General features: G+C 60.1%; 22 protein-coding genes. 16 read left to right on the top strand and 6 right to left on the bottom strand.

Translation table 11 applies throughout. The features are described 5' to 3' along the window. Window positions 1-618, bottom strand: coding sequence for a plasmid pRiA4b ORF-3 family protein (locus tag FTO60_RS16695; RefSeq protein WP_148057212.1), 618 nt, complete (start codon window positions 616-618; stop codon window positions 1-3). 8 nt (window positions 619-626) lie between these two features. Next, window positions 627-3515, bottom strand: a complete 2889-nt coding sequence (locus tag FTO60_RS16700; protein WP_148057213.1) for a Tn3 family transposase — start codon at window positions 3513-3515, stop codon at window positions 627-629. A gap of 119 nt (window positions 3516-3634) precedes the next feature. Between FTO60_RS16700 and FTO60_RS16705 the strand changes: the two genes are divergently transcribed. Next, window positions 3635-3907: a copper chaperone PCu(A)C gene (locus FTO60_RS16705; protein WP_172623943.1), complete on the top strand. Its 273-nt coding sequence runs from the start codon at window positions 3635-3637 to the stop codon at window positions 3905-3907. A 79-nt stretch (window positions 3908-3986) separates the two neighbouring features. Then, window positions 3987-4466 (top strand): signal peptidase II, encoded by a 480-nt coding sequence (lspA, locus tag FTO60_RS16710; protein ID WP_204157086.1) that lies wholly within the window; start codon window positions 3987-3989, stop codon window positions 4464-4466. A 6-nt stretch (window positions 4467-4472) separates the two neighbouring features. Here the strand turns inward: lspA and FTO60_RS16715 are convergent, their stop codons facing one another. The 3 genes from FTO60_RS16715 to FTO60_RS16725 form a co-directional block, all read right to left on the bottom strand. Further along, a complete protein-coding gene (locus tag FTO60_RS16715) occupies window positions 4473-5393 on the bottom strand; it encodes a cation diffusion facilitator family transporter (protein ID WP_148057215.1) in 921 nt (306 codons plus the stop codon). Between the two features lie 238 nt (window positions 5394-5631). Further along, window positions 5632-5946, bottom strand: a complete 315-nt coding sequence (locus FTO60_RS16720) for a zf-TFIIB domain-containing protein (protein WP_148057255.1) — start codon at window positions 5944-5946, stop codon at window positions 5632-5634. A gap of 34 nt (window positions 5947-5980) precedes the next feature. After that, window positions 5981-8167: a cation-translocating P-type ATPase gene (locus FTO60_RS16725; protein WP_148057256.1), complete on the bottom strand. Its 2187-nt coding sequence runs from the start codon at window positions 8165-8167 to the stop codon at window positions 5981-5983. Between the two features lie 357 nt (window positions 8168-8524). Here FTO60_RS16725 and FTO60_RS17780 point away from each other — a divergent pair, with 357 nt between their 5' ends. Next, entirely contained in the window at window positions 8525-8695 is a 171-nt protein-coding gene (locus FTO60_RS17780; RefSeq protein WP_172623944.1) for a hypothetical protein, read from the top strand. A gap of 201 nt (window positions 8696-8896) precedes the next feature. Here the strand turns inward: FTO60_RS17780 and FTO60_RS16730 are convergent, their stop codons facing one another. Next, complete coding sequence (locus FTO60_RS16730) at window positions 8897-9964, bottom strand: hypothetical protein (protein WP_148057216.1); 1068 nt, start codon at window positions 9962-9964, stop codon at window positions 8897-8899. Between the two features lie 226 nt (window positions 9965-10190). On the opposite strand from FTO60_RS16730, the gene FTO60_RS16735 reads away from it, so the two are divergent. The 13 genes from FTO60_RS16735 to FTO60_RS16800 all read left to right on the top strand — a co-directional run bounded on the left by FTO60_RS16735 (window position 10191) and on the right by FTO60_RS16800 (window position 24668). Beyond that, window positions 10191-11072, top strand: coding sequence for a recombinase family protein (locus tag FTO60_RS16735; protein ID WP_012187060.1), 882 nt, complete (start codon window positions 10191-10193; stop codon window positions 11070-11072). 119 nt (window positions 11073-11191) lie between these two features. Further along, window positions 11192-12355, top strand: a complete 1164-nt coding sequence (locus FTO60_RS16740; RefSeq protein WP_148057217.1) for an ATP-binding protein — start codon at window positions 11192-11194, stop codon at window positions 12353-12355. A gap of 779 nt (window positions 12356-13134) precedes the next feature. After that, entirely contained in the window at window positions 13135-14490 is a 1356-nt protein-coding gene (locus FTO60_RS16750; protein WP_012187063.1) for a ParA family protein, read from the top strand. Next, window positions 14487-15509 carry a ParB N-terminal domain-containing protein gene (locus FTO60_RS16755; protein ID WP_092765122.1) on the top strand — a complete coding sequence of 341 codons (1023 nt, stop codon included), beginning with the start codon at window positions 14487-14489 and terminating at the stop codon, window positions 15507-15509. Before FTO60_RS16750 ends, FTO60_RS16755 begins: the two co-directional genes overlap by 4 nt. A 227-nt stretch (window positions 15510-15736) precedes the next feature. Then, the gene (gene repC, locus FTO60_RS16760) at window positions 15737-17017 is read left to right on the top strand and encodes a plasmid replication protein RepC (protein WP_114284456.1); all 1281 of its coding nucleotides are present in this window, start codon (window positions 15737-15739) and stop codon (window positions 17015-17017) included. A gap of 424 nt (window positions 17018-17441) precedes the next feature. After that, the gene (locus FTO60_RS16765; protein ID WP_148057218.1) at window positions 17442-18473 is read left to right on the top strand and encodes an IS110 family transposase; all 1032 of its coding nucleotides are present in this window, start codon (window positions 17442-17444) and stop codon (window positions 18471-18473) included. Window positions 18474-18947: 474 nt separating this feature from the next. Then, the gene (locus tag FTO60_RS16770; RefSeq protein WP_223866062.1) at window positions 18948-19418 is read left to right on the top strand and encodes a hypothetical protein; all 471 of its coding nucleotides are present in this window, start codon (window positions 18948-18950) and stop codon (window positions 19416-19418) included. Window positions 19419-19458: 40 nt separating this feature from the next. Beyond that, window positions 19459-20397, top strand: a complete 939-nt coding sequence (locus tag FTO60_RS16775) for an ArdC family protein (RefSeq protein WP_148057220.1) — start codon at window positions 19459-19461, stop codon at window positions 20395-20397. A 23-nt stretch (window positions 20398-20420) separates the two neighbouring features. Beyond that, window positions 20421-20630 (top strand): DUF6330 family protein, encoded by a 210-nt coding sequence (locus FTO60_RS16780; RefSeq protein ID WP_081508710.1) that lies wholly within the window; start codon window positions 20421-20423, stop codon window positions 20628-20630. A gap of 87 nt (window positions 20631-20717) precedes the next feature. Beyond that, window positions 20718-21107, top strand: coding sequence for a DUF3768 domain-containing protein (locus FTO60_RS16785; protein WP_008282920.1), 390 nt, complete (start codon window positions 20718-20720; stop codon window positions 21105-21107). A gap of 156 nt (window positions 21108-21263) precedes the next feature. Further along, complete coding sequence (locus FTO60_RS16790; protein WP_148057221.1) at window positions 21264-23246, top strand: ParB/RepB/Spo0J family partition protein; 1983 nt, start codon at window positions 21264-21266, stop codon at window positions 23244-23246. 72 nt (window positions 23247-23318) lie between these two features. Then, window positions 23319-23912 (top strand): hypothetical protein, encoded by a 594-nt coding sequence (locus FTO60_RS16795; protein ID WP_025042408.1) that lies wholly within the window; start codon window positions 23319-23321, stop codon window positions 23910-23912. Between the two features lie 102 nt (window positions 23913-24014). After that, window positions 24015-24668, top strand: a complete 654-nt coding sequence (locus FTO60_RS16800) for a hypothetical protein (RefSeq protein ID WP_037239996.1) — start codon at window positions 24015-24017, stop codon at window positions 24666-24668. The last annotated feature ends 2 nt before the right edge of the window (window positions 24669-24670 follow it).

Below are 24670 nucleotides of genomic sequence, written 5' to 3' on the forward strand. Positions count from 1 at the left end.
CTAGCCCTCCATAACCCAACGTGATGTCCGCCGTGTCTTTTGCCTCTGCAGTTTCGCGAACTGCTCACTGACAGCATCGGCGTGGATTTCATCATGAGCCCAGTCAACGTATCCAGCTTCCTTCGCCCAATCGTGTTCTGGGTGCTTCGCATCCCCACGCGCTTCCTTGAAGACTTCGTACATGGGCGGGCCTCCGATATCTTCCGGCGGGGTTGCCCACTGACCGCCCACAAAACGCGGCAAAGGTTCATTCGGCACGACTGGACGCTTTGAGACCAGTTCAACGCGATGCGCCCAGTCATCCCCGAAATCGTAGGTGTAGATCACGGGCGGGACCTTCTTGTTCAAAAAGAGCTCCAGCTTCTTCGTGGTGACCTCCATCACCGGCGGGCCGAACATCGGCTCGCTCCAGAAGTCCTCGCTTTTCATCTGGTATTTCCGGTCACCAATCTCGACATCCCACAGGTGCATATCGTACCACAGGAAAGCCGCCTGAATGGCATCGTGCAAGTGTGGGAGGGTCTTGTCCGACCTGATCTCGATCTCCCGCCACGGTGCGGGATCGACATCTTCAAGGGTGATTTTCAGTCGTAGGACCTGGGGTTCTTTCTTCGCCATGAGCGCCTCTATGCGGCCAAGGGCCCGAAATCGATCCGCTTATCCAGATCGACCTCGAAGCGGCCATAAGGGTTGATGTGTAGATAGATGAGCGGTGACAGGCCGCGATAGTCCTCAGGGGACAAGCGTGCGACCACATTGGGGTTACGCAGGACGGATTGCACCATTCGCGTGTTCACGTAGACCAATGACGACTGTAACAGGTGCAGCGCATGCGCTGCGGTTTCCTGGTCCCGCACACGGTTGGTTGCGATTTCGCCGCCCTTGCCGAAGAATACGAAGCTGTTGGCGCTGTTCCAGTTTTCCACGACGTTCAACCCTTCGTGGATTTCCCGCCGGAAGGTCTCCGAACGCAGATAGCGGCATAGGAAAATTGTTTTGATGGCACGTCCCAGCTCCGCCAGCGCTTTGTAGGTCGGATGCATTACATCGGACCGGGCAAACCGGCGCAGGATGGCTTCTGGGTCGGCTGTTCCGTGGCGCATAGCCGCTGCATATTTGACCATCTCATCGTATTGGCGCTCGATTTCACCCCAGTCGACAACACCCGACAGGATCGGCAAAAGGTTGGGTAGTTGACCGCGCATGCCTGCGTTTGGGAGGGCAAGTTTCTGGCGTGCGATGGCCTTGAGGCGGGGTGCAAGCTCAAAGCCCAGAAGATGGCAAAAGGCAAAGCCAACCGCGCTCTGACCGTGGCTATCGACATACTGTCTTTGGATTTCCATGTCCGTACAGTGCCGCAAGACGCCCTCGATCATGGCCGCTACTTCGGAAGACGAGCACCGCTTCAGTTGCGAATAGATGCACGTCGCCTGCCGCTCGACATGCCAATAGATCATGACGCCACGCCCGCCATAGCGTGCATGCCATTCCGTCATAAGGTTACGATCCCAAGCCCCGAACTTGGTGGAATCGCCGGCACAGGTCGTACCGGGCGTGCCCCAGACTTCCGTCTCGCGGATTGCAAGCGTAGCATTGGCAACCTGCGCGCAAGCGGCCTTCAAGGAAGCCGGATCGATATAACGCCTCCGAACATGCTTGAGCTCGTCATAGCTAACATCGGGCGAACCGGCGGCCACGCGTTTCAGGCCCGCGTTGGTTCCCAAGCCGTAAAGGCAGAGCAACAAGCGCTGATCCCGCACGGGAGGTGGCAGAGCCTCCCGGCTGGCCGAGGTCTGAAAGCTGTTCAAAAACCCGGTGTCGAGGGCAGTTTCTTTGAGGACATCAAGCAAGCCTGTCATTGGCCACGCCCGGGCAACCTCGGCTTTCAGAGCCGCCAGACCAGGCGGCTCCGGAACCGGTGCAAAGGGCGTAATGGAAATCCGGTTCTCCCCACCCCACCTCAAACGCACCTTGTCATTGTCCGGCAAAGTCGCACTCAGAAGGTGAAGCTCCTGTTCCAACTCAGCCTTCACGCCAGCCACAAAGCTCTGCGCGTCACGTGACAGCCCCAGATCGGCGTAGTAGGCGTCACGCCGTTCAGAAAAATCTCCCGGCAGATCATCATCCGGATTGCGGTAGCGGTCAGCGCCCTCAATCCAGATTTCCTTCGCGCGGACACGGTCTCGCAGCTGCGTCAGCACACAGAGCTCGAAGGACACGACGTTAACCCGGCCATGCTCATCTATGACGGCTTGACGCCACTTTCCCGGGATGATCCCAGACGGGATGTCATCTTCTGTAACAACACGGCGACCAGAAGCTGCAAACCTGGCAATCTGGTCCAAGGCTGTCAGTATCGGGTGCCACACCGCGTTGTTCGAGCAAAACCGCAATGCCTTGAGCAGGGGTGGCAGCATACGGCGGTAGTGGCTGGCATACGAGTTGCGCATGGTCTGTTGGATGCGCGCATCCAAGGTGCCCTTGGCGCGATGTTCGTCGATGACTGCCCGGAGTTTGGCCGCTCCGGCGATAGGGAAGATGACATCTTCGATCCGACCCTCAGGATGCTCCAATGCCACTGTAGCTATATCAACAAGCAAACGCTCCTTGCCGTGAACCGCACCTATATCTGCCGCAATGCCTTGAATAACCTTGCGACGAGACCGTGTTCCCAGACGATGGACCACCTCCAGGAGCTGGTCAATGAGCCCATCGATCAGCTGCGATCGACGGTACATCAGGTAGACAGCCAACAGCCCGAGCCGCCGCTCTGGGGCGTGGCGGCGCATTTCCGAGGCGGTTTCACCTTCCACCTGACGCGCAAGGCGCGTTACCCAACCGCGCTCAACACTGGTCAGAAATTCCAACGGAAGCCCAAGCTCCTCGACAAAGGACGCTTTTTGCGCGGCCAGTAGCACGCTGTCGAGTGTCGCGGCTCCGACATCATCCTTCAGCCGTTGAAAACCCGTATCCTCTAACGGCTCAGCGAGTGCCCGCTCCAATTGCTCCGCCGTCTCGATCGACAGCTGGGATGCCACCAACGTCAAGAAGTTCTCGCGAAAATCCCGGCGGGCAGCGCGGGCAAGGCGCTCCATGATCTTCTCTGAAGGAACAAACACGCCCATTTGTCGCGCCTGACCGAAACCGCGTTCGATCCAGTCTGCTAAGTTCAGGTCTCGCCCACCAAGCTGTTCAATCATCCATTCCTGGAGTTTGCCGCGATCACGATCAGATGCCCGGCGAAACCCAAGAAAATCGAGAATACCCGCACGTTGCCGCCGCGCGGTATCACTGGAATACGAGTAGGAAAGATCGTCAGCCACCCCAATCTGGTCCGCAACGTAAGCGATCACATCAGGATCAAGATCGTCGCGGTCGGCAGGAAACCGGCCATGCTGGCGAAAAAAGAGGAGTTGGCATGCAATCGCGACCCGCGACTTCGCCCCAAACCGGTTAAGAAACCCAAAATCTGAATACGAAAGCCCCCACACCGAGGCAAATGCTTGCTCTGTCATGACCCCTCCAGACGCAAGCATCATCCAGCATCAGGTCAGGCCGTCAATCAGCCTTTTGTTCTCCAAATGGTCCTTAAAAAGCCCAAATATGCAGCTTCGGGCCCCTTGGGCCGATCGGTGTGCGCGCCGACCGCGCGTCGATCGAAGTGTTGCACAAGACCGAATTCGACACGACGGGCACGGCCCGGATGAGCGCCGCACCAGAGCTGAGAGTCGCCCCGGGCGAGACTTTTAAACTTGAGCCCGGCGGCATGCATGTGATGCTGATTGATGTCGAATCACCGCTGGTCGAGGGCGAAACACTGCCGCTGCGGCTGAAATTCTACGACGGCGACGACATTATCGTCGATGTTCCGATCCTTGCCGCCGACGCCAGAGGGCCGCAAGAATGATGGCAGGTTCGTTGACACTCACATCGGCAAGCCCCGCTCCTCCGCGAACCCATCATGCGGGCTTTGACCCACGATGCGGATGATGTCACCCCGCACCCTGGGGCTGTCCGGCGTAATTGCAGCCCTTGCCGCCGATCAGATCAGCAAGGCAATCGTCGTCGCCAACAGAAGCATCCTGGCGGACGGAATTCCGGTGTTTCCCGGCTTCAACCTGGTCTATCTGCGCAACGACGGCGTCACCTTCGGCCTGCTGGGCGGCGTACCGTGGTGGGCGCTTTCGGCGCTTGCCCTCGGCATTGTTGTCTGGCTAACAGTCCTGCTTATGCGGGCGCAAAGCCGGCTGGAAGCGGTTTCCTGTGGGCTGATCATCGGTGGCGCACTTGGGAATGTGGCCGATCGCCTGCGTTTCGGTGCAGTGACGGATTTTCTGGATTTCTACGCAGGCGGCTGGCACTGGCCTGCATTTAATCTCTCGGACGTCGCGGTGGTCAGCGGGGTCGCTCTGCTGCTTGTGTCCGAATATCGCGCATCAAGAAGACCGCACCGGCGCGAAGGCTGACCGCGGTCAGTCGTGGCCATAGATTGCCGCGCCCGGATGCGGGTGATCGGGGTGCTCGAACTCCAGCGTGGAGTGGCGAATGCCGAACTCACTTGCCAGCATTGCCTTGATATCGCTCTTGATCGCTTCCAGCCGGTCCCAGTGGTCGCGGGCGACGACAATATGCGCGTCCACGGAAATTCGTTGTTCGTCGACTTGCCAGAAATGCACCCGGTGCATGTCCTGAACGCCCTGAACGCCAAGAACCGCGGCAATCAGCGCCTCGTTGTCGATCTGGGGCGGGCTGGCCAGCATCAGCAGGCGGATGGTGCCGCCGATCTCGGTGAAGGCAAGATAGAGGATGTAGACGGCGATACCGATGGTGATCGCCGGATCGATCCAGCGCATGTCATAGAGCAGGATCAGCGTGCCACCGATGATGACCGCGACCGAGGACAGCGCGTCCGAGAGATTGTGCAGAAACAGGGCGCGGATGTTCACGCTGCCCTTCTGCATCGAATATGTCAGCATGGCCGTGAGCGTATCGACGACCAGCGCCACGCCGCCCAGGATCACCACCCACCAGCCCAGAACCTCGGGCGGGTCGACCATCCGCATCACGCCCTCGTAGACCAGATAGAGACCGATCACGATCAGCGTGGTATAGTTGATCAGTGCGGCGACGATCTCGATCCGCTGGTAGCCGAAGGTCATCTTGTCGTCGGCGGGGCGGCGCGAGATTTTTCGGGCACCGAAGGCGATGACCAACGCGGCCATATCCGAGAAATTGTGGATCGCATCGGCGATCAGCGCCAGCGAGCCTGCGAAAATCCCGCCAACGATCTGCGCCACGGTCAGAATACCGTTCGCCCAGATCGCGATTGCAACGCGCCGGTCACCGGATGCCGGGTCTATATGGGTGTGGCCAGAGCCGTGATCATGCGGCATCGGTTATCTCTTCGCTGCGTCCTGCGCCCATCTCCGGCCCTTACCATTGTTGAGGGCGGACACCGGTTTCCGGAGCCCGCCCGTCGCTTTGTTGCACACGTATAGCCGCATCTAAAGCGTTTTGCGTTAAAGTTGAATCACAGGTTTAACGCAAAACGCGCATAACATGTTGATGTCGCGAGCGTTTCGAAATCAAGTTGTGATCCAACTTAATCCCGAAACGCTTTAATAGCCGTATCTAGTCGAAGATTTCCATCAGCCAGGACTTTCGGCGGGATCCATGCTTGCCGTATCCGCCGTGTTTGCCATGCTTGCCGTGACCACGGCCTCCATAGTCGCCCGGATCATTGTCATAGCCGCGCCGGTCGCGTTCCCGTTCGCGCGGCGGCGGTGCCATTTCGGTCGCGCTGCGCTCGATAATCTTGTCCAGCTCGCCCCGGTCCAGCCAGACCCCGCGGCACTCAGGGCAGAAATCAATTTCCACCCCCTGCCGGTCCGCCATGCTCAAGGGCACCTCGCAGACCGGGCACATCATCCTGCCTTTTGCATTCATGTTTTTATCGGGCTCCTTTCCCGTTTCCTTCAGTTCAATGACCATGCGCCAGCGCCCCCTTTGCCGCGGTTTCGCCAACTCGCTCACCGCCTTTCGGCGCGCCGCTGTCGGCCTTGCCGTTCAGGAGCCGCAGCGCGTTCATCACCACCAGCAGCGACACGCCGACATCGGCCGCAATCGCGCCCCACATCGAGGCCATGCCAAAGGCCGTCAGCCCCACGAACACCGCCTTGGTCGCCAGCGACATCCCGATATTCTGGCGGATGATCCACATCGTCCGGCGCGAATGGCCGATCAGCCACGGCACCTTGCCGATGTCGTCGGTCATCAGCGCGATGTCGGCGGTCTCGACCGCCGCATCCGAGCCGATGGCCCCCATGGCGATGCCGAAATGCGCCCGCGCCATGGCCGGCGCGTCGTTCACCCCGTCGCCGATCATCGCCACCATGTCGTGGGTTGCGACCAGTTCCTCGATGGCGTCCACCTTCTGTTCGGGCAGTAGCTCGGCGCGCACTTCGTCGATGCCGACCTCTGCGGCCACGGCGCGCGCCGTGCGCTCATTGTCGCCCGTGAGCATGACAATGGTCTTCACACCCTGTGCGTGCAGGCGCGCCACGATACCTTTGGCGTCTTCGCGGATCCGGTCGCGCAATTCCAGCACGCCCAGAAGTGTCTCGCCGTCACCAACGGCCACCAATGTGCTGCCCGCGCCCTCGATCCGCTCGCGCAATTCGTCGGGCAGTGTGCTGCCGACGCCTTTCTCGGCGGCGAACCGGTCAGAGCCGAGCCAGACCTTGCGGCCGCCAAAGCTTCCCTCGACCCCGCGGCCCGGCACCGTGCTAGTGTCCTCGGCCGCATCGCTATTAACTCCGGCGACCTGAGCCTGCGCCAGTATGGCGCGTGCCAGCGGGTGCGAGGACCGTGCCTCCAGCGCCGCAGCCACCTTCAGCAACTCGCCCTTCGAGGTGCCGCCCAGAGGATGCACCGAGGCGACCTCGGGCTCGCCCTCGGTAATGGTGCCGGTCTTGTCCAGCGCCAGCGCAGTTGTCCGTCCCGGTGCCTCGACATAGGCGCCGCCCTTGATCAGCACGCCGTTGCGCGCCGATGACGCCAGCGCCGCGACAATGGACACCGGGGTCGAGATGACCAGCGCGCAGGGGCAGGCGATCACCAGCAGCACCAGCGCGTTGTAGAACCAGTAGTCCCAGGCGCCGCCAGCCAGAAGCGGCGGCAGCAATGCAATGGCGATCGCCAGAACCATCACGATCGGCGTGTAGACGCGGGCGAATTTGGCCACCCATTGTTCGACATTGGCGCGCCGCGAATGCGCCTCGCCCACCATGCGGATGATCCGCGACAGTACCGTGTCCGAGGCCGGTTTGGTGGCGCGCACCGTCAGCGTGCCCACGCCGTTGATGGTGCCGGCATAGATCTCGTCGCCCGGCTCTTTCGTCACGTCCGCGCTTTCGCCGGTGATCGGCGCCTGATTGACGCCGCTGATCCCGTCCAGCACCTCGCCATCGAGCGGAATGCGGTCGCCACCGCGCACCACGAACCGGTCGCCCACGGCCACCTGCGCGGCCAGCACGTCCTCTTCGGTGCCGTCCTCGCGGATCACCCGCGCCGTGGGCGGCGCGAGATCGAGCAGGGCGGCCACCGCATTGCGCGCGCGCCCGACGCTCCAGCTTTCCAGATAGAGCGACAGCGAGAAGAAAAACGCCACCGTCGCGGCCTCGAAATATTCGCCAAGGAAGATGGCGCCGGTCACCGCGACGACCATCAGCAGGTTCATGTCCGGCGACAGCCTGCGCGCCGACGACCACGCCTTGGGCGCCACCAGCCAGGCCCCGAAGATGATCGCGGCCAGAAACAGCAGGCTCTCGACCAGCGGCATCGCCGCTTCGCCATGCCCGGCAAAAATCCCGATTGCGCCCTGAAATCCGGTTTCGACGATGTGATAGCCGAAACCCACCGCCCAGAACCCGCCGGACAACGCGGTGAAAAGCTGTTGCCGTTTCAGATGCGCGACCTGGCTGGCCGCGGCGCTCTCGGCATCCCAGAGGCTGGCGCTCATGCCGGTGGAACCGATCAGCTTGATAACCTTTTCGTCGCTCATCGCCTTGCCGGTATCAAGCACCGTCATACGGCCGTTGATCACATCAAAGGCCAGATGCTCTTCGCCGCCGACCTCAGGCCCCAGCACCCGGTTCAGGATCGCCACCTCCTCGGCGCAATCGAGCCCGTTCACCCGAAAGCTGCGGCCCTTGGCGTCAACATCGCCGACCGGGCCGATGTCGCCGCACATTGCACCCTCGCCCGAGCCGCAGCAGGCACCGCCCTCGCCCTCGCCCTCGCCCTCGTGCTTGTGATCGTGGCCATTGGCCTGGTCGTGTTTGTGCCCGTCATGCGGCATCGGTCTCTCCCGGAGCGAATCATCCCTTGATCCGCAAGATAGGAGCTACAGCTACTAGAGCTTCAAGAGCCGGAGGGAGGTCTCGGGAACTTTTTTCGCTCTGCTCCTCGATCCAGAGCGCCAACACCAATTTGCAGACGACGCCTGCGTCGGGTGGTCAGTGTCATGTGGCACGGCATTCGCCCGGAGCAGTCGCGGCTGATCAACGATGCCATTCGCAATCTCGAGGATTGCTCAACATTTTTCAAAATCACGTCGCGAAGCGCCGACACCGGCCGTCCAGCCATCCGGCTCAAACGGCAGCAGGGTCCCGCGACCTGTAAATTCTACGTTTGATCCACGCTGCGAGCCGCATGAAGGGCTGTTTCTTCCGCTGCGTGGCGGCATCGGTTTTTTCGCTCTTGCCGCATTTTCCACGCTGTGCGCGCAGCACGAAATTGTAAGGACCGGGTCAGACTCTCTGCCGTCGTTCTCTGCGCGCAGAACGAATGGCTGCATTCCCGCAAGGCCGGGTTGGCGCAGGGTTTGTCAAAGCACCTAGATGTCGATCCGCCACATCCTAAAGCGCCCCTGCCCTGTCATCTCACGGATCAAGCCCCTTTCTTCCAGCCTGATCAGATTGCGTTGCACAGCAGCACGGCTCGCACCGGTCAAGGCCTCGGCCATAGGAGCCGAGGTCAAAGGCCATTCCGTGAGGACTTTGCGCAACGCTACAGGTGTACGACCCGACAGTTGCGCCATCGCACTCTTCGCGCGAACGCCCCATTCTTCAATGCCATCCAGATGACGCATCGCAGTCAAAATGGCGCTGTCCATGCCATCCAGCCAGCGGTCCAACCGCTCTAACGGCAAGCCGGAGGCACGCAGCCCCCCTGCCCCACCCATGGCCAGCGGTGCGAAGACGGCACCGCTTCCGTCGCTGGCCGCGATCCTGGCAGCTGTGACGGCCGCTTCGATCTGGTCGCCGTGTTGCCCGAGACCCGCCATGCTCCAAAGGTGATATCCCATACAGGCGCGTGTAATTGGGTGCAGATCGGAAGCTGCCGTCATCACAGCTTGCCATCCGCCCGCGCGATCTTCGAAACGCTCGGCGCTGTCCTCGATGTTCTCGGGATCGCGGCGGTCAAGAAACGCTGCAAGATCGACCTTCGGGCCGGGACCACCTGTCAGGCGACGAACAGCCCACCCAATTCGGGCCAGCGCTTCCGGATCATCCTGCGCGCCAGACAATCGCATTGATATCCAAAGAGCGAGGCGGTCAGAACTCACCCGATCCCCTGCAAGCCAGCTGAGGTCTGCCGTCTCGATCAGTGCCAGTCTGTGTCGCCAGCCATTCGGGCCACGCAGCAACCGGTCATCCAGCGCACCCAAGCGTCCAGCCACCTTTGCCAGCCGCGCAGCGTGAGTCCCCTCTGCCTTTGTCCAATCGTCGATGACCGAGGTATCAGGCGGTTCCGCCCGTGGCCCGGGAGGCAAATCATCCGGTCCTTCTTCGAGCGGCCCCGGCAGGAACCAGAGATCGTCTTCGTGAGCCTCCTCATCCCCCTCGGTAGTGATGAGGGGGTCGTCGAAATCATCAAGAAAAGTAGATGCTTGCGGCTTCATATGTGCATAATATTAGTATTATGCACATTACCCAAGCGATTTTGTGGCCATTGCCCATGCTCTTTATATAGTATGCGCGCGCGACCGCCGGCGGAACCTCTCAGATCGCGCTCAGCGCAAGTAAACCAAGGGATTGTGCACCAGCACGACGAGAAAACACTTGCTTGCGTTCGTTTACAAACGGTCGTTTATTAGCCGTATCCTTAACTGCAAAAGGCAGGATTTGATGCCGTTGATAGGCTATGCGCGAGTATCGACCGAGGATCAGACCCCCCTGCCCCAGTCGCAGGCGCTGAAATCAGCGGGCTGTGTCGAAATCCATGAGGAACAGGCTTCTGGCGGTGATCGTGCGCGGCCTGTGCTGGCGCGGGTGCTGGAACGGATCGGCAAGGGCGATACGCTGGTGGTGGTGCGCATCGACCGGCTGGCGCGGTCGCTGTCGCATTTGCTGGAGGTGATCGAACGGCTGGAAGCAAAGGGCGCCTTCTTCCGCTCGATTCAGGACCCGATCGACACCGGATCCCCGCAGGGCAAGTTCACGCTGCAGGTTCTGGGTGCAGCAGCCGAGTTCGAGCGCGCCCTGATCCGTGAACGGACCAAGGCTGGGCTTGCCAGCGCACGAACAAAGGGGCGGGTCGGCGGAAACCCTGGCCTGCGCGCCCGGGATCCGGCTGCGCTACGCAAGGTCCGACTGGCGCGACAGGACGGATATATGGAACGCCTGAATGAAACTGCGCAGGACTGGGTGCCCCATGTGCGTCGGCTGCGCCCCGATCTGGCTTGGGAAGATGTGGTGCGCATCATCAACGGCCCCCTACCCGAGGCCCGGCGCTGGACGCAAAGCCGTCTGCTGCGCGCTGTGAACGCCTACGTCCGCGATGGGTTCCTCCCCGCGACCGTGCTTGATCGCGCGGGCCCGCGTGCGCGAGATGATCGCCTGCCCGCCATCGTCGCGGGTATCAAGGGCGCCGATCCCGACATTACGCTTCAGGCCATCTGCGCCCGCTTGGAGAACATGCGTGAGCGCACACCCCGCGGCCGGACAAGCTGGCAGCCATCATCAGTGAAGATGTTGCTGGAGCGGGCGAAGCGGCTTGGGATACTATGAGTGAGTTTTGACGCTAAGCCTGTTCGTCACATCAGGCGACATCTCCAATTGAGTGGCAACTTTATCCGCTAAGCAGTTTATCCTTGCAAATCTTCCATCGAGTGGAGTAATTGCAAGGTATGTATAAGCGCCAAACTCATCACTTTGTGCAATCCGCGCTCGAGAGCCAAGCTGCTGTTGTCCTCCTCGGCCCCCGGCAGGTTGGGAAAACCACGCTCGCTCTAGACATCGCTTCGGAGCAACCATCGGTATACCTTGATCTAGAACGAGATGCGGACAGGCAGATCCTGACCGAACCGGATCTATATCTGGATGAACAGGCGGGAAAACTCGTCATCCTCGATGAGGTGCAGCAGATGCCTGGCCTGTTCAAGAGCCTGCGTGGTCAGATCGACCAGCGCAGGCGGGCCGGTTTTCGAGCGGGCCAGTTTCTGCTCTTGGGATCAGCCTCCAACGTCCTACTCCAACAGTCGGCAGAATCCCTTGCTGGACGTGTCAGGTATATCGAAATGCCCCCTCTACAGCTTACCGAGGTGGGGGCTGATCAGTTGAATGCGCTCTGGCTGCGTGGTGGCTTTCCTGACAGCTTCATGGCTTCAAGCGATCAAGCCAGCATGGATTGGCGTCTGGATTTTCTGCGTACATATTTGGAACGTGACATCCCTGCCCTCGGACCGCGTATTCCAGCCGCAACCTTGCGGCGCTTCTGGACAATGCTTGCGCATGTGCAAGGTGGTCTATTGAACGCTGCAGCCCTCGCCGAGGGGCTGGGCGTCTCCGGCCAAACGATTGGACGCTACCTCGATCTGCTCGTTGATCTCATGCTGGTGCGGCGACTGCAGCCCTGGCATGAGAATGTCGGCAAGCGTTTGGTGAAATCGCCAAAGGTTTATGTCCGCGACAGCGGGGTCGTGCATGCCCTGTTAGGCATTGGGACAATCGAGGGCTTGCTCGGGCACCCTGTCGTTGGCGGCAGTTGGGAGGGGTTCTGTATCGAGGCCCTTCTTGCCGCTGCACCAACCGGCACCGAACCCTTCTTCTATCGCACTTCTGCCGGAGCTGAACTTGACTTGGTCCTTCGCCTGCCTGGGGGCGACATCTGGGCCGTTGAGATCAAGCGCACGACTGCGCCAAAGGTCTCGCGCGGGTTCTATGTGGGCGCGGAAGACATCAAGGCCAGCCGGAAGCTGTTGATCTACGCCGGAGAGCATGACGTCCCCGTGGCCGAAGGCGTTCGTGCAATGCCTCTTGAGCAAGGGATCGGGCTGTTGAGAGCACTATAGCGCAACGCTTGTTGCGCGCGTGCACGAGAGTAAGGGGTCTACTTGTTTTGTTCAGTTTTAAGTACGCCGCGCATTTCCCTGTGGCATTTTTTCCGGTCCCCGCAGGTCTCCCGGTGCGTACCGGTTGCATGGAATGCACATCGCAGCGGCCGCCCCGTCTACAACGGCTGTGGCCCATCTTCCTCCCCTACCCTTCTATGCGGCGCTTCGCATCCAGCGTGGTCAGGCCTTGGTCAACCGCGCGGCTACCCTTCGGGCTGCATCAGTTTCACAAGCGCCGACAATGAAACCGCCAAAAGCTTCGGCTCAATCTCCATCTTGACCTCCGACCTGGAAATTACCATCGAACCCGTCGCGAGGTCGAACAGCACGGCCTTCGCGCAACGCGTCGCCGGACGCTCCCCGTGAGGCAAGCTGACCGAGTGCGGCGGCATCTAGAAGATTCAGAAAGGGGAGACCGGCGCTGGCTACTTCACGGTGAGCATCTGTGATCACGGCTTCAACGCAAACATGGGCAAAGCCACCAACTAGGACGGTCATCTCCTGGGGTCCGAAAGACGCGGCGTGAAACATGCATGGTTGATCGGCTTCGCTCTGGCCAGCCGACTTAAACTCCAATCTTGAACGCGTTCAAGATTGGAGTTTCTGGAGCCACTGAGCCTCAAAATAAGCGCCTGAAACCTATAGGCGCGTGGTATCTTTATCTTTTACTCAGAACCGTGCTACCATTGAAGCAGAATCGAGTCGAACTCGGACCCAACCGAAGTCAGGGCTTATAAATGAGCGGTAGTTTAGAACAGTTTTTGACGGATCTGTCACGTGGGCTTGAGCGCACGATGGTGGCAGTGAACAAGGAACTCACCTTGCGTCAGCGCATCAAGCGAACCTGGTCCATGCGCCAGTGCGCTAGGTTTCTCAATGTGAGTATTCAGTATCTGACCAAGTTCGCCAATTCGAGCGATGACTTTCCCGCAGGAGAATATGTTGGAAGAGAGCGTGTTTTCACGCTTTCAGAATTGATGCACATGCGGGCCCTTCTGGCAGCCTCGGCAAAGCGGCCGTACGACTACCTGGCCTGGCGGAAGCCTGACGCACCTTTGCCCGTCATCTCGTTTGCAAGCCAGAAAGGCGGGACCGCCAAAAGTCTGAGCGCCGCGCATTTTGCCCAGTATCTCAGCTTGCACTACGGCATGCGTGTCGGTGTTATGGATGCTGACCCGCAAAGTACAATAACGCTCTACTTCGTCGGGGGAGAGGGCCTTCCCCAAATGCCCGACGAAAACACCGCCTCCATGGTGGACTTTGCTGGACTCTTTCAGTCGGAAGACGCGCCATATACCGACCACGATGCGCAAACGCTCGATAGCTTCCTTCTCAAGACCTCCTGGCCAGGCCTGCGTCTGCTTCCAGCTCACGGCGAAACATCCGAGGGTGAGATCCAGATTGCGCGGCTTGTCCGCGAAGCCCCCGCCGGAAAGAGCTTTTACCGCTACCTACGCGATGCCATCGACCGCTGGAAAGCGGGCCACCCACCGAAAACGCTACCCAACGAATTGGTAGTCGACGGCAAGGTCGACCAGGAGCGGCTCGACACCGCACTAGCGGAGACGCTGGATGTCATCATCATCGACTATCAACCCGCGCTCACACTGTTCCAGTTGAATAACGTGATTGCGTCTACTTCGCTGGTCATACCGCAAACCATGAAGGGGTTCGACATTGCGACGTTGTCGACCTTTGTGACTGGCCTGCTTGGGATGCTTCAGCACATCCTGGCCCATGAAAGGATCGAGATCGGAACCGGTGCGAACATGCTGTTGCCAACGATCGTTCAACGGTCCAATGCGCAGGATCTTAACCACATCGGAAACCTGCTAGAACATTGCCCCACGGAGATTCTGCCCGTGTTTTATTTGCGTTCCGACGCGATCTCGAACGCTTCGGACGTCTATCAGTCCGTATACGAATACGAGCCAGACACGCCGGGAAAGCGCAAGGGGATCAACCGGTTCATCACGAATGCCGACGCCGTGAACGACGCCATAATATCGCGACTCTGGCCAGGACTCGAACGTGGCTACGCCAATACTTGGATGGACGAATTCTATGAAGATGACGGCGAGGGTGAAGCATGAAACGCAGTATTCCAAGGTCGCTGGTCAGCAAGGCTACCAATCTCGATACAAACAAGGAACGTGCGAGCGGCTCCGAAGGCAGGACAGAATCGAGTGATGCTGTTTCGACTCCTTTCAAGGGGGCCGGCAGTGCCTGGAAATCAGGAGCGCTTGCGCAGTCGCAAGCTGCAGTAGAGCGAAGCAGAGCCGAGCTTTGTTTGGATATCCTCAACGGTCGCCATGAGATAAGCCTGTCGCCAGATCAAATCTCCGATCCAATGGGAACCGACCGCCGACAAGACTGGATGTCCCAGGAAGCCTTCAGGTCTTTGGTAAACAGCATCGCTTCGAACGGGCAGGACACGCCCATTCTAGTGTGGCCGGAGGATCCGGATTGGCAGCCGGATCCGTTGGACCCGTCGAATATCGCGGGGGTTCCATTCGTGATGCTGACAGGACGCCGCCGACTGGCTGCCGCGTCAGAGCTCGGTGTACCCCTTCGTGCAATACTTGCTCCGCCTGACGCGCGAAACGCTGAGAACAGCAAGTTTGAAATGTTGTTTCTGCGGTTTCGCGAGAATGAGGAGCGCGAGAATCTCAGCCCTTTTGAGCGATTGGTTTCGATTGGTGAAATGTATGAGACGCTGGCTTCTGGCGAAGAGAAACTGACAGCTGTGGCCTTCGCCAAGAAAATTGGTGTGCATGAGAGCCTAGTCTCGCGAGCACGGTCCGTTTTCGCTGCGCAGGATCAAATCTTGAACACGTTCAAGAACGTCTACGACATGAGCTTTCGCGATTTACAGGGTGCCTTAGCGAGCTTGGAGAGAACGAACAAAGCCAAGCCAAAACCAAAGACAAAGCCCCAAAAACTCACCGTAAAGCGCAAGGTGGGCAACCGAAATCTTTCGGTCACTTCCGTCGATGGAAACCTATCAATCAAGGTTGCAGGAGTGCCGATTGACCAAGAGCGTCTCGAAAAGCTTGGAGACTTAGTCGCAAGCTATTTGAACGTCGAAGACGCGGAGAAGGATACCGACTGAAGACAGCGTTGGTGAGATGTTCTTCGGAACGATGAGGCAAGGAGCAAAAAAGGAACGACAAGTGAATTAACGGCAAAAGAAAAGCCCCCAAGCGGTGTGGCCTGAGAGCTGATCTTAATGGTTTGGTCACCTTCAAGATAAGTCTCACAGGATTCACTGTCAACGACGAACGCTTCTGAGCGAACGGCTTTCTTTTGCCTCCACACAACCGGAGGTGAGATACAGGCATGAAACATACAGGTTGGCGCAAGCCGACACCGGGTCTTGGGATTGCTGAGCAGCTTGCCCAAGCCGGTGAACGGGTAGCAGTACCCAAGACGCGGGCATTTGTCGCGCTCAAGCGCGTTGGAGCGCATATCGGTCTGAAGGCCGGCGACATGATGCTCCTCGATACACTGGGGGCCTTCACGCAGGCCCAGGACTGGGAGGAGGGGCAGCGCCCGATCGTCTGGGCCTCTAACGCCTATCTGATGGAACAGACCGGCTTCTCTCTGTCGGCACTGAAGCGTCATGCGCGGCGTCTGGCAGAGAACGGTGTGATCTCTTTCCAGGATAGCCCGAATGGCAAACGGTGGGGCCGCAGAGACGCTGAGGGGCGTATCGTCGAGGCCTACGGCTTCGATCTGTCGCCGCTTTCGGCTCGAGTCGAGGAGTTTGAAGAGCTGCAGGCCGAGTTGCAGGCCGAGCGCGAGCTCTGCCAGCGCTTGAAGCGTCAGATCACGGTTGCGCGCCGGATAATCCGCGCGCGGATCGAGGCGGCGGTAAGCGGCGCGTTGCGCGGGCCCTGGACGCAATTCACGGGTCTCTTCGAGGAGCTTCTGGACCGACTTCCGCGCCGCCATCAAGCCTCTGAACAACTGGAGCGACTACTGGCGTGGTTCAAGGAACTTCAGGAACGAGTCGAGGCGGCCTATCTCAAGGCGACTGGTGCGATAAACCCTGTGGAAAACACCGACAAAAATGACGCCCAAGTTATGAAGAAGACCCAAGAAATGAACCCCAGGGAGGTCATTTCTGAACCCCATATACTAATTACAAATCAACTTATTCCTGTAATAAGTAATTCCTCTGAAAAAGAGGAAGCGGCGGATGTCGTGCCCAATGCACGACCCGAGGAGCGGGTTGATGGGGAACTGGAAGACTGGGTTGCAGAGGTGCGCAAGAAGCGAACCGCGCTTGACCTGCCAACAATCATGCAGGCCTGTCCAGAGTTCGCGTCCTGGGCGCGTAATATGGGCGGATTCCTGAAGGATTGGGGCGATCTGCATCGGGTTGCCGGGCAACTCAGGCCGATGATCGGGATTTCGGAGCATGCTTGGAACGTGGCTCAGGACCGAATGGGCACTCAGGTGGCCACGGCTGCGTTTGCACTTGTGTTCGAGAAGCACAGCGCGGGCGAGGTTGCTTCACCAGGCGGATATCTGCGCGGCATGGTCGAGAAAGCCGGGGCAGGGGAGCTGCATCTTGAGCGTAGCTTTTATGGCAGGCTCAGCGGGCAAGCGGCGTAAGAGGGTAAGATTAAAAGATGTTACGCATCCGCAGATGTAGGCAGGGCTGTAGAAAAATATCTTGCCGATCTGCTGAATCTGCTAACTATCTGCCAAGTAACGATAATTTAGCAACTTGTGCAAAATTTTGCCGATCCCCGTTGCCGATTTTGCGTCCCCAGATGCCTCTGCTGTTCCAAATCAATGGCTTCGACAAAAACGCAGACATGGCGCGGTGTGGTGAGGATCCGCTGAAATTGGCCAGGACAGGGTCAATGCCCGAAAAAAGTGAAAGATGCCGTAATGGGGCTTTCGGCGAATCGAGCACGTTTCGCTTGTTTGTCAGCATGATCTGAAGTGCCGTTGCCCTTGATGCGCCTGCAGCGCGTCTACGAGGTCGTATGTTTCCATGCGCCTCAATTCCTAAGAATAGAAGGGCAACGACATGAATGTATTTATCGGATTGGATGTATCTCTGGCAAGCACGGCGATTTGTGTGCTGGGGCCGCAGGGGAAGGTTGTTGAGGAGTTGGAGGCAGCCAGCGAGCCTGAAGCGCTGGTGCGTGCGATGGCGTCATTGCCGTACGCGGTCGACGCGATCGGGCTCGAAGCCGGACCACTGTCCCAATGGCTGAGCAAGGGCATCGAAGAGGCCGGATTTGACGTGGTCTTGATGGAAACGCGATTGGTGAAGGCCGCCTTGAAAGCCATGCCTATCAAGACCGATAGGCGCGATGCCCAGGGAATTGCTCGATTGTTGCAAATGGGTTGGTACAGGCCCGTGCACCGCAAATCCGTGTCCTCCCAGGAAATTCGCGCGTTGCTGTCGGCGCGCAAGTCTATTCAGCAGGCGATCATCAACATCGAACTCTCGATGAGGGGAGTGCTCAGGAACTTCGGCCTGAAGCTTGGGCATGTCACCCGGGTAAGGTACGAGGCCCGGGTGAGGGAGCTGGTTGCCGACAATGACATCTTGTCCGCCTCGGCGTTGGCCCTTCTGCGGGCTCGGGGGCAGCTGAGGACAGAGCTGGCCAGCCTGGATGAAAAGGTCGTGGGGTTGGCGGAACATGACGATGTTTGCCGTCTCATGATGACAATGCCCGGTGTTGGCCCAATTGTTGCTTTGACCGTAAGATCCGCGATTGATGACCCGGCCCGCTTCGCGAAATCAAGGGATATCGGTCCTTGGGTCGGGCTGACGCCGAGGCGCACTCAATCCGGAGAGATGGACATTGTCGGGCAGATTACACGAGCGGGTGATCGAGGATTGCGATCGGCGTTGTATCAGGCCGCGACGATCTTGATGCACCGCGCAGCACCGAACTGGTTGCAGGCCTGGGCACTCAGAGTGGCGCACAGGCGTGGATCGAAACGGGCCCTGATTGCGCTCGCGCGCCGAATTGGCGTCATTTTGCATCGCATGTGGATGGACGGTTCGCCGTTTCGCTTCACGCTGAACCCGGGCCCGACGGCCTAAGCGACACGCATCAAGGATTTTTCGTAACGGAGGCATGAACTGCAACTGACAACAGGTACGCAGAGGTCCCTTTTCGGGACGAGGTTCCTGGAGATGCCGTAAGGACACTGGCTATCAACACCTGTTGAATGCGCGTGAAAGATGGGCACCCAGGACCAGATTTGAACCAGGCATAGAGTGGCAGCTTTGAGGCTGACTACGGACGGAAGAGCGAAGCCCGGGCAGGGGGAGCCCTCGGTCCTGAAGTGCCGTTGCAGTGAAAAAGAAAAAGTAAGCTTTTGATTTTGTGTTTTAAACCCGGTGAAGAAAGAAATGTTCGCCGGAATTCTTGGCTTGCCGGAAACCCTTGACAATGATCCGCCCCATTACGGAAGTGTCCTTCGGGTTTTGTGACTGACGGATGAGGGCCTTTGGGGTCCCTCAGATGGGTCCGGGCCGGATTCCGGTCTGCCGTTCCTGATGAGGGGCATTCCGATGCAAACAGGTGTCTTGCGCGTGTTGCGCGCGACCGCTGCCTCGTGGTGGCGACACAAGGAACTACGCCGAACCGGCCAGACGGGCCAGGCACAGCAGCTCGAGCGCGAGACTGTCCTGCGTGATCTCGGCTATCTGAAGCAGGCGGCGTCATTGCCAAACGCGCATGTGATCTGCGGAGAGGGCGGGACATTCATCTATCTTGGTTGGACCACCGTGTCGAGTTTCGCACCGATCGAGCGCTTTCCCTTGGCCACTCTTGCGGTCGCACGAGGGACCCCGTTCATCGATATCCGACCCGTCACCGATGTCATCGCCTTCGCGAACTTGCCGCGGGTGACGCGGGACGGATCGGACGACTCTGAACCCTGGGGGCCCGGCAGGTCCGTGTCGCTGACCGACTACATCGATATGGTCGAAAAGCTCGGTGCCAGGATCATCAACGATCCGCGGCCCCGTCAGTCAATCTGATCACCATTCCCTCTCACCAACACACGAAAGGACGCCAGCCATGGCCCGATCCCGCACGCCCAAATTCGATGCCTCTGAGGTCATCACAAACGAAATCATCCGCATCATCGAGCGCGGCGTGCTGCCGTGGCGAAAGCCCTGGACCGCAGGCGGCAGCTCTCGCCCCCTGCGCGTGGGCGGTGAACCCTACCAGGGAGTGAACAACTTCCTGCTGACGATGCGGACCGTGATGGCGGGCCACAGCTCACCTTTCTGGATGACGCTGCCGCAAGCCAATGCGTTGGACGCAAAGGTCCGCAAGGGCGAAAAGTCCTCTGTCGTCGTTTATTACGGTCAAAGCCGGAGAGACGCGGGCGGCGAGGACGACCGTAGCAGCGGGGATGATCACTCCGAGGAAGCCCGCATCTTCCGCTTCCAGAAATCCTACCGGGTGTTCAATGCCTGCCAGATCGAGGGCTTGCCCGACAGTTTCTACCCTGACCCGGAGCCCGTGCCCGAGCATCCGCCGTCCGAGCCCATCCCGCACATGCAGGCGTTTTTCGATGCTATCGACATCACGACTGTCTTCACAGGAACGGAAGCGTACTACCTGCCGCCCGTGGACAAGGTTTACATGCCGTCCATCACGCGGTTCCAGGACCCGCGCAATTTTTACGGGGTCTGGGCCCATGAGCTGGCCCATGCGACAAAAGCCCCCCATCGACTGAACCGTGATTTCGGTCTCTCGAAGTTTGGCAACACCTCTTACGCGCGCGAGGAGATCGTCGCGGAGTTGACCTCGGTGTTCCTGGGACAAACGCTCGGCTTCACGGCGCATACGCTCGAGATGAATGCCGCCTACCTCCATAACTGGTTGCGCGTCCTTCGGTCGGACAAGGGCGCGATCTTCCGGCACGCGGCTGATGCGCAGCGCGCCTGCGACTACCTGATCGCCAGATCGGAGGCGGGCAGGGCAGGGGACAGCGCCGAGGCCGCCTGACCACACAGAGAACGAAGACTCGCATGTCACGCAAGGAACCCAAGACGCTGCGGGTGGCCTGCTTCGAAGACGGCCGCCGCAAGATAATCACCTTCAAGCGCGGTGCCTATTGGTGGAGCCAGTCTGATGGCGCTTATCCGTTCTCGGCAGCGCTCGAGAGCATCAAAGAACAAGGCGGCTGGATCGAAACCATCCCTAACCCGAACTACAGAGTCAGAGGGCTGTTCGGATAAGGCGCCTTCGGCCTCAATTCATCCGCCAGGCGGAAAAGTGAAAGCAGGCTTTGGGAAGGGTGTTTCAACTTCTCAAAGGAGATCCCCATGGCCATGACCGTTCAACCCCAGCCAGATCGTCCCGACTCGACCGTGATCGCGGCGCAGAACGACGCGTTTCGCAAGCTCGCGTGCCTTGGAGTGCCGCCCGCGCAGCCCATCCAGGGCCGAATGCATGTCACTCGCGCGCTTATGGAGGCTGGTGACGGCTTCATGGCCGAGGCGGTGAAGGCGACCGGTGAGTTTGCCACATTCGAGCCTGAGAATGATCCCGAGGGATGGCATGATTTCGGGGCGGTCGAGATCCGGGGCGAGACCGTGTTCTGGAAAATCGACCTCTATGAAGCAGACTCGGATTTCCGCTACGGGGCTGAGACCCCGGACAATCCCGCCACCACCATGCGCGTGCTGACCATCATGCTGGCGCGCGACTGGTAGAAGGGCAGGGGACTCCTCCCCCTAACACCCCAACAAATGAAGGCCCGCTGGCCCTTTAAAGGGAGAGTGGGCCTTTTGTCGTGGTGATCCCCGAAGCCGGGGATTGGTCACGCGCACCTGCGCGGGCCGCATCTTACCCACCGAGAAGGATATCCCATGACCACAAGCTTTGCCCCCCTCACCGTCGTGATTGGCGATCTGGTCCCGCATCCCGCCAATGTGCGCAGCAAATCCCCGGAAACCTATGATCCTGAGAACATCGCCCATCTAAAGGCCAGCATCGCTGTGCTGGGCCTGCTCCAGCCGCTCCTCGTCCAGAAGATCGACGGCAAATACGCCGTCCTGGCCGGTGGCCGACGTCGTGCCGCGCTGAAGGAGCTGGTCGCCGACAAGGTCGCCAAGGGGTTCACGGCGAAGACCAAGGTGGACTGCCGCCTCGTGCCGGAAGACTGCGACGTCACCACGGCACTGTCGCTCGCCGAGAACATCACCCAGGCGCCGATGAACGCAATCGACGAGTTCGAGGCCTTCGCCCGGATGATGGAGGTCGACGGCCAGACGCCTGAGACGATCGCCAAAACCTTCGGCACCACCGTGACCGCCGTGAAGGGCCGGTTGCGCTACGGGCTGATCCACCCCGATATCCGCGCCGCGGCCCGTTCCAAGGTGATCACGCTCGACACGATGAAGGCCTTCGCCGAGCACCCGAGCCAGGAGGTGCAGCGCGAGGTCTACGAGGCGCTCACCAAGGAAGACAGCTATCTGCAGGCCTATACCGTCCGGCAAGCGCTCAAATCCCGCGGCGTGCAGGTCAGCGACGATATCGGAGCCTTCGTGCGCGCGGACTACGAGGCCCTCGGCGGTGCTGTCGCGGCTGACCTTCTGGAAGAGCATTCCGTGCTCGAGGATGCAGCACTGGTCGAGACCATCTTGCTCGAGAAGCTCGGTGCCGCTGCCGAAGAGGCCCGTATGAGGCTGGGCTTCGCCTGGGCCGATGCGATGGTGCGCTATGATTACGCGACCATGGCCGACTATGGCCGCGTCTATCCCGGCCCGATCGTGCCGGATGCATCCGCCCAGAAGCGCATCGATGAGATCACTGCCGAGCTTGATAAACTGCAGCTCCAGATGGAGGATGAGGGGCTCGAGGACGGTGCCTACAATGCCCTTTACGAGCGCGTGGACGCTCTGGAAGAGGAAGCCCGCGATCTGCAGGAGGCTTACAGCACCGAGGACCTCGCGCGGTCCGGGGTGATCGCGTCGTGGCAGGGTGGGCAGATCACGCTCCATGTTGGTCTCGTCCGCCCGGAAGACACCGTGAAAGAGGAGGGCGCGCGCGGCTCTTCGGCTAGCCCGACCGGGGAAGAGGCCCCGGACGCCGGCGAAATCACCTATCCAGCCTCACTGGCCGAGGACCTCAAGACCGAGCGGGCCATGGCCCTTGGCGCCGCGATGGCGCTGCATCCGGAAGCCACGCTCGATCTGACGCTCTTCAAGCTGGTGAGCGACGTTCTGGCCAGCGGCATGAGTGTCACGCAGGCGATCAAGATCGATGCCCGCAAGGAATACCGCAACCACGCCAAGATGGACGAGATTGACGAGACCTCCCTCGCGCAGGTGGCCGCGGCGCATGATGTGCTGGACCTCTCGTGGCTCGATGATACCCGCCCGCCCGCCGATCAGTTCGCGGCGTTTCGCGCGCTGGAGGCCGGCGAGAAGGCCAAGCTCGTGGCCTATGCCACGGCCAGCACCACGCAGTCCTGCTTCGCGCGGGACCGCCAGCGCGACAGCCTGATGCATGCGTTCGAGATCGAGATCATGCCCGATATCCGCGCGCATTGGACGCCGAACGCGGCGCTCTTCAATCGCTTCAAAAAGGCATGGCTCCTGAAGATCCTCGGCGAGGATCTGGGTCTGGCCCAGGAGGCGGTGACGCTGGCCTCGTCGAGCAAGAAGGAGATCGTGGCCTTCTGCGACAAGCTCTTTGCAGAGCCGTTCGCCACACTCACGGACGCGCAGCGCGCTGCCGTAGCCGCCTGGTGCCCGCCGATGATGCAGACCGCCGGTGTCGTCTGTGATGAGGCGGAGCCCGCCTCGGAATCTCCCGAGCCTGACAGCGAGGTCGCGCAAGCGGCCTGAGTCCTCACGCGACCCGCGCGAGGCATTTCCCGCGCGGGTCGACCCTCCCACACCCAACCGAAAGACATCCCCATGGCTATTCTCAAGTTCTCTGCGTCCGCTGTTGCGGCACAGATCGCCCATGCGCGCGCCTGCAAGACCTTCCTGCCCAACTGGAACGGGCCCGTGGACAGGCCCGCCCTGATCCTGATCGTCGGCAATGGTGTGCATCTGCGCTCAAACGGCATCGATGGCACGACCACCCGTATCGTCACCACCGAACAGGCAGATCCCTCCTTCGCCTTCGCCGACGGCATGAACCCGTTTCGGGATACCGACTGGATGGCGCAGCGCCGCATGGCGTTTCGCGATCTGACCGGCCAGTTCTACACCGACATCCTGGATGACGTGCAGGTGCTCATCGACCGGGGGCGGGGGGCGATCCGGCTCGCCACCGATGGCCACAGCATCCGCGTCTTCGTACGCCGGGCCTCGGATTATCTCATCGGCGGGACCTACGAGGTGCCCTCGGGCCTCGGCGGCACCTTCCGGGTCATCCTCAAGGATGCCTGCGATACCTTCGCGATCGTGCAGAACTGCGGCAATTGCGAGGATTTCGACGCCATGCAGCCCTACCGCGTGCCGCTCGATGCGCTGATGGAAATCGATGACCGGAGGGCGGCGTAACGCGCCCTTTCTCAAACAAGCATCGCCAATACCCTGCCAGGCCTGCGGCCCTCTCGGGACATTGACGACAACAATTTCCCCAATGAGAGAAAGGACTCTGAGATGGGATGGCTCTTCTATACCGATCGCCGCGTCCAGACCTACGCGGATGAGAAAGCGGAGATTGCCCGGCTCTGCACCTTCGAGAGCGACAGGCGCAAGACGGAACTGGTCAAAGCCTGCAAGGTGGGTTCGACTTGGTACGCGGCGGCAAAGGTCACAAGTATCGATGGCTCGCCGGTCGAGGACACGACCTATGTGACCGATGCGGATGGCTCCATCACGTTCGGTGCTGTCTTCCTCACCCGATACGATGACGGCTGCTGGGGCTACAAGGACATGGAGGAAAGTGCTGGCCCGAACGAGTCTCGTGCTCCCCTTGGGCTGATCGAGCTCCTCTCCGACCTGAAAGACCCGGACAGCTATGCCCATGCCTGGCGCCAGCGCTGCCAGGACTGGGCTGCGATCCCGGACTACGAGGAAGGCGACAAGATCAGGCTCGCAGCACCTGTGACGCTCACCGATGGCAGTACCTGCCAGATTGTCACCGCGACCCACTACAGGCGCGGGCGGCAAAAGCGCCGCTGCTACCGCATCGAGGAAACTGGTGGGCTCGTACGCCTGTCGAAGGCCTCGCTTGCGGGTTCGGAGCTGCTCAGCTCCGCGAAAGGTGCGGCTAGCCCGGTGCTGGCGGAGTTCCTGGCGGGGCGAAATTAGGT

Source organism: Octadecabacter sp. SW4 (genome assembly GCF_008065155.1).
Taxonomy (GTDB): Bacteria; Pseudomonadota; Alphaproteobacteria; order Rhodobacterales; family Rhodobacteraceae; genus SW4.

Excerpts from the sequence above, each read along its gene's own strand:
- FTO60_RS16695 (WP_148057212.1), bottom strand. The coding sequence starts at position 618 with ATGGCGAAGAAAGAACCCCAGGTCCTACGACTGAAAATCACCCTTGAA.
- FTO60_RS16700 (WP_148057213.1), bottom strand. The coding sequence starts at position 3,515 with ATGACAGAGCAAGCATTTGCCTCGGTGTGGGGGCTTTCGTATTCAGAT.
- lspA (WP_204157086.1), top strand. The coding sequence starts at position 3,987 with ATGATGTCACCCCGCACCCTGGGGCTGTCCGGCGTAATTGCAGCCCTT.
- FTO60_RS16715 (WP_148057215.1), bottom strand. The coding sequence starts at position 5,393 with ATGCCGCATGATCACGGCTCTGGCCACACCCATATAGACCCGGCATCC.
- FTO60_RS16720 (WP_148057255.1), bottom strand. The coding sequence starts at position 5,946 with ATGAATGCAAAAGGCAGGATGATGTGCCCGGTCTGCGAGGTGCCCTTG.
- FTO60_RS17780 (WP_172623944.1), top strand. The coding sequence starts at position 8,525 with ATGTGGCACGGCATTCGCCCGGAGCAGTCGCGGCTGATCAACGATGCC.
- FTO60_RS16730 (WP_148057216.1), bottom strand. The coding sequence starts at position 9,964 with ATGAAGCCGCAAGCATCTACTTTTCTTGATGATTTCGACGACCCCCTC.
- FTO60_RS16735 (WP_012187060.1), top strand. The coding sequence starts at position 10,191 with ATGCCGTTGATAGGCTATGCGCGAGTATCGACCGAGGATCAGACCCCC.
- FTO60_RS16740 (WP_148057217.1), top strand. The coding sequence starts at position 11,192 with ATGTATAAGCGCCAAACTCATCACTTTGTGCAATCCGCGCTCGAGAGC.
- FTO60_RS16750 (WP_012187063.1), top strand. The coding sequence starts at position 13,135 with ATGAGCGGTAGTTTAGAACAGTTTTTGACGGATCTGTCACGTGGGCTT.
- FTO60_RS16755 (WP_092765122.1), top strand. The coding sequence starts at position 14,487 with ATGAAACGCAGTATTCCAAGGTCGCTGGTCAGCAAGGCTACCAATCTC.
- repC (WP_114284456.1), top strand. The coding sequence starts at position 15,737 with ATGAAACATACAGGTTGGCGCAAGCCGACACCGGGTCTTGGGATTGCT.
- FTO60_RS16765 (WP_148057218.1), top strand. The coding sequence starts at position 17,442 with ATGAATGTATTTATCGGATTGGATGTATCTCTGGCAAGCACGGCGATT.
- FTO60_RS16770 (WP_223866062.1), top strand. The coding sequence starts at position 18,948 with ATGCAAACAGGTGTCTTGCGCGTGTTGCGCGCGACCGCTGCCTCGTGG.
- FTO60_RS16775 (WP_148057220.1), top strand. The coding sequence starts at position 19,459 with ATGGCCCGATCCCGCACGCCCAAATTCGATGCCTCTGAGGTCATCACA.
- FTO60_RS16780 (WP_081508710.1), top strand. The coding sequence starts at position 20,421 with ATGTCACGCAAGGAACCCAAGACGCTGCGGGTGGCCTGCTTCGAAGAC.
- FTO60_RS16785 (WP_008282920.1), top strand. The coding sequence starts at position 20,718 with ATGGCCATGACCGTTCAACCCCAGCCAGATCGTCCCGACTCGACCGTG.
- FTO60_RS16790 (WP_148057221.1), top strand. The coding sequence starts at position 21,264 with ATGACCACAAGCTTTGCCCCCCTCACCGTCGTGATTGGCGATCTGGTC.
- FTO60_RS16795 (WP_025042408.1), top strand. The coding sequence starts at position 23,319 with ATGGCTATTCTCAAGTTCTCTGCGTCCGCTGTTGCGGCACAGATCGCC.
- FTO60_RS16800 (WP_037239996.1), top strand. The coding sequence starts at position 24,015 with ATGGGATGGCTCTTCTATACCGATCGCCGCGTCCAGACCTACGCGGAT.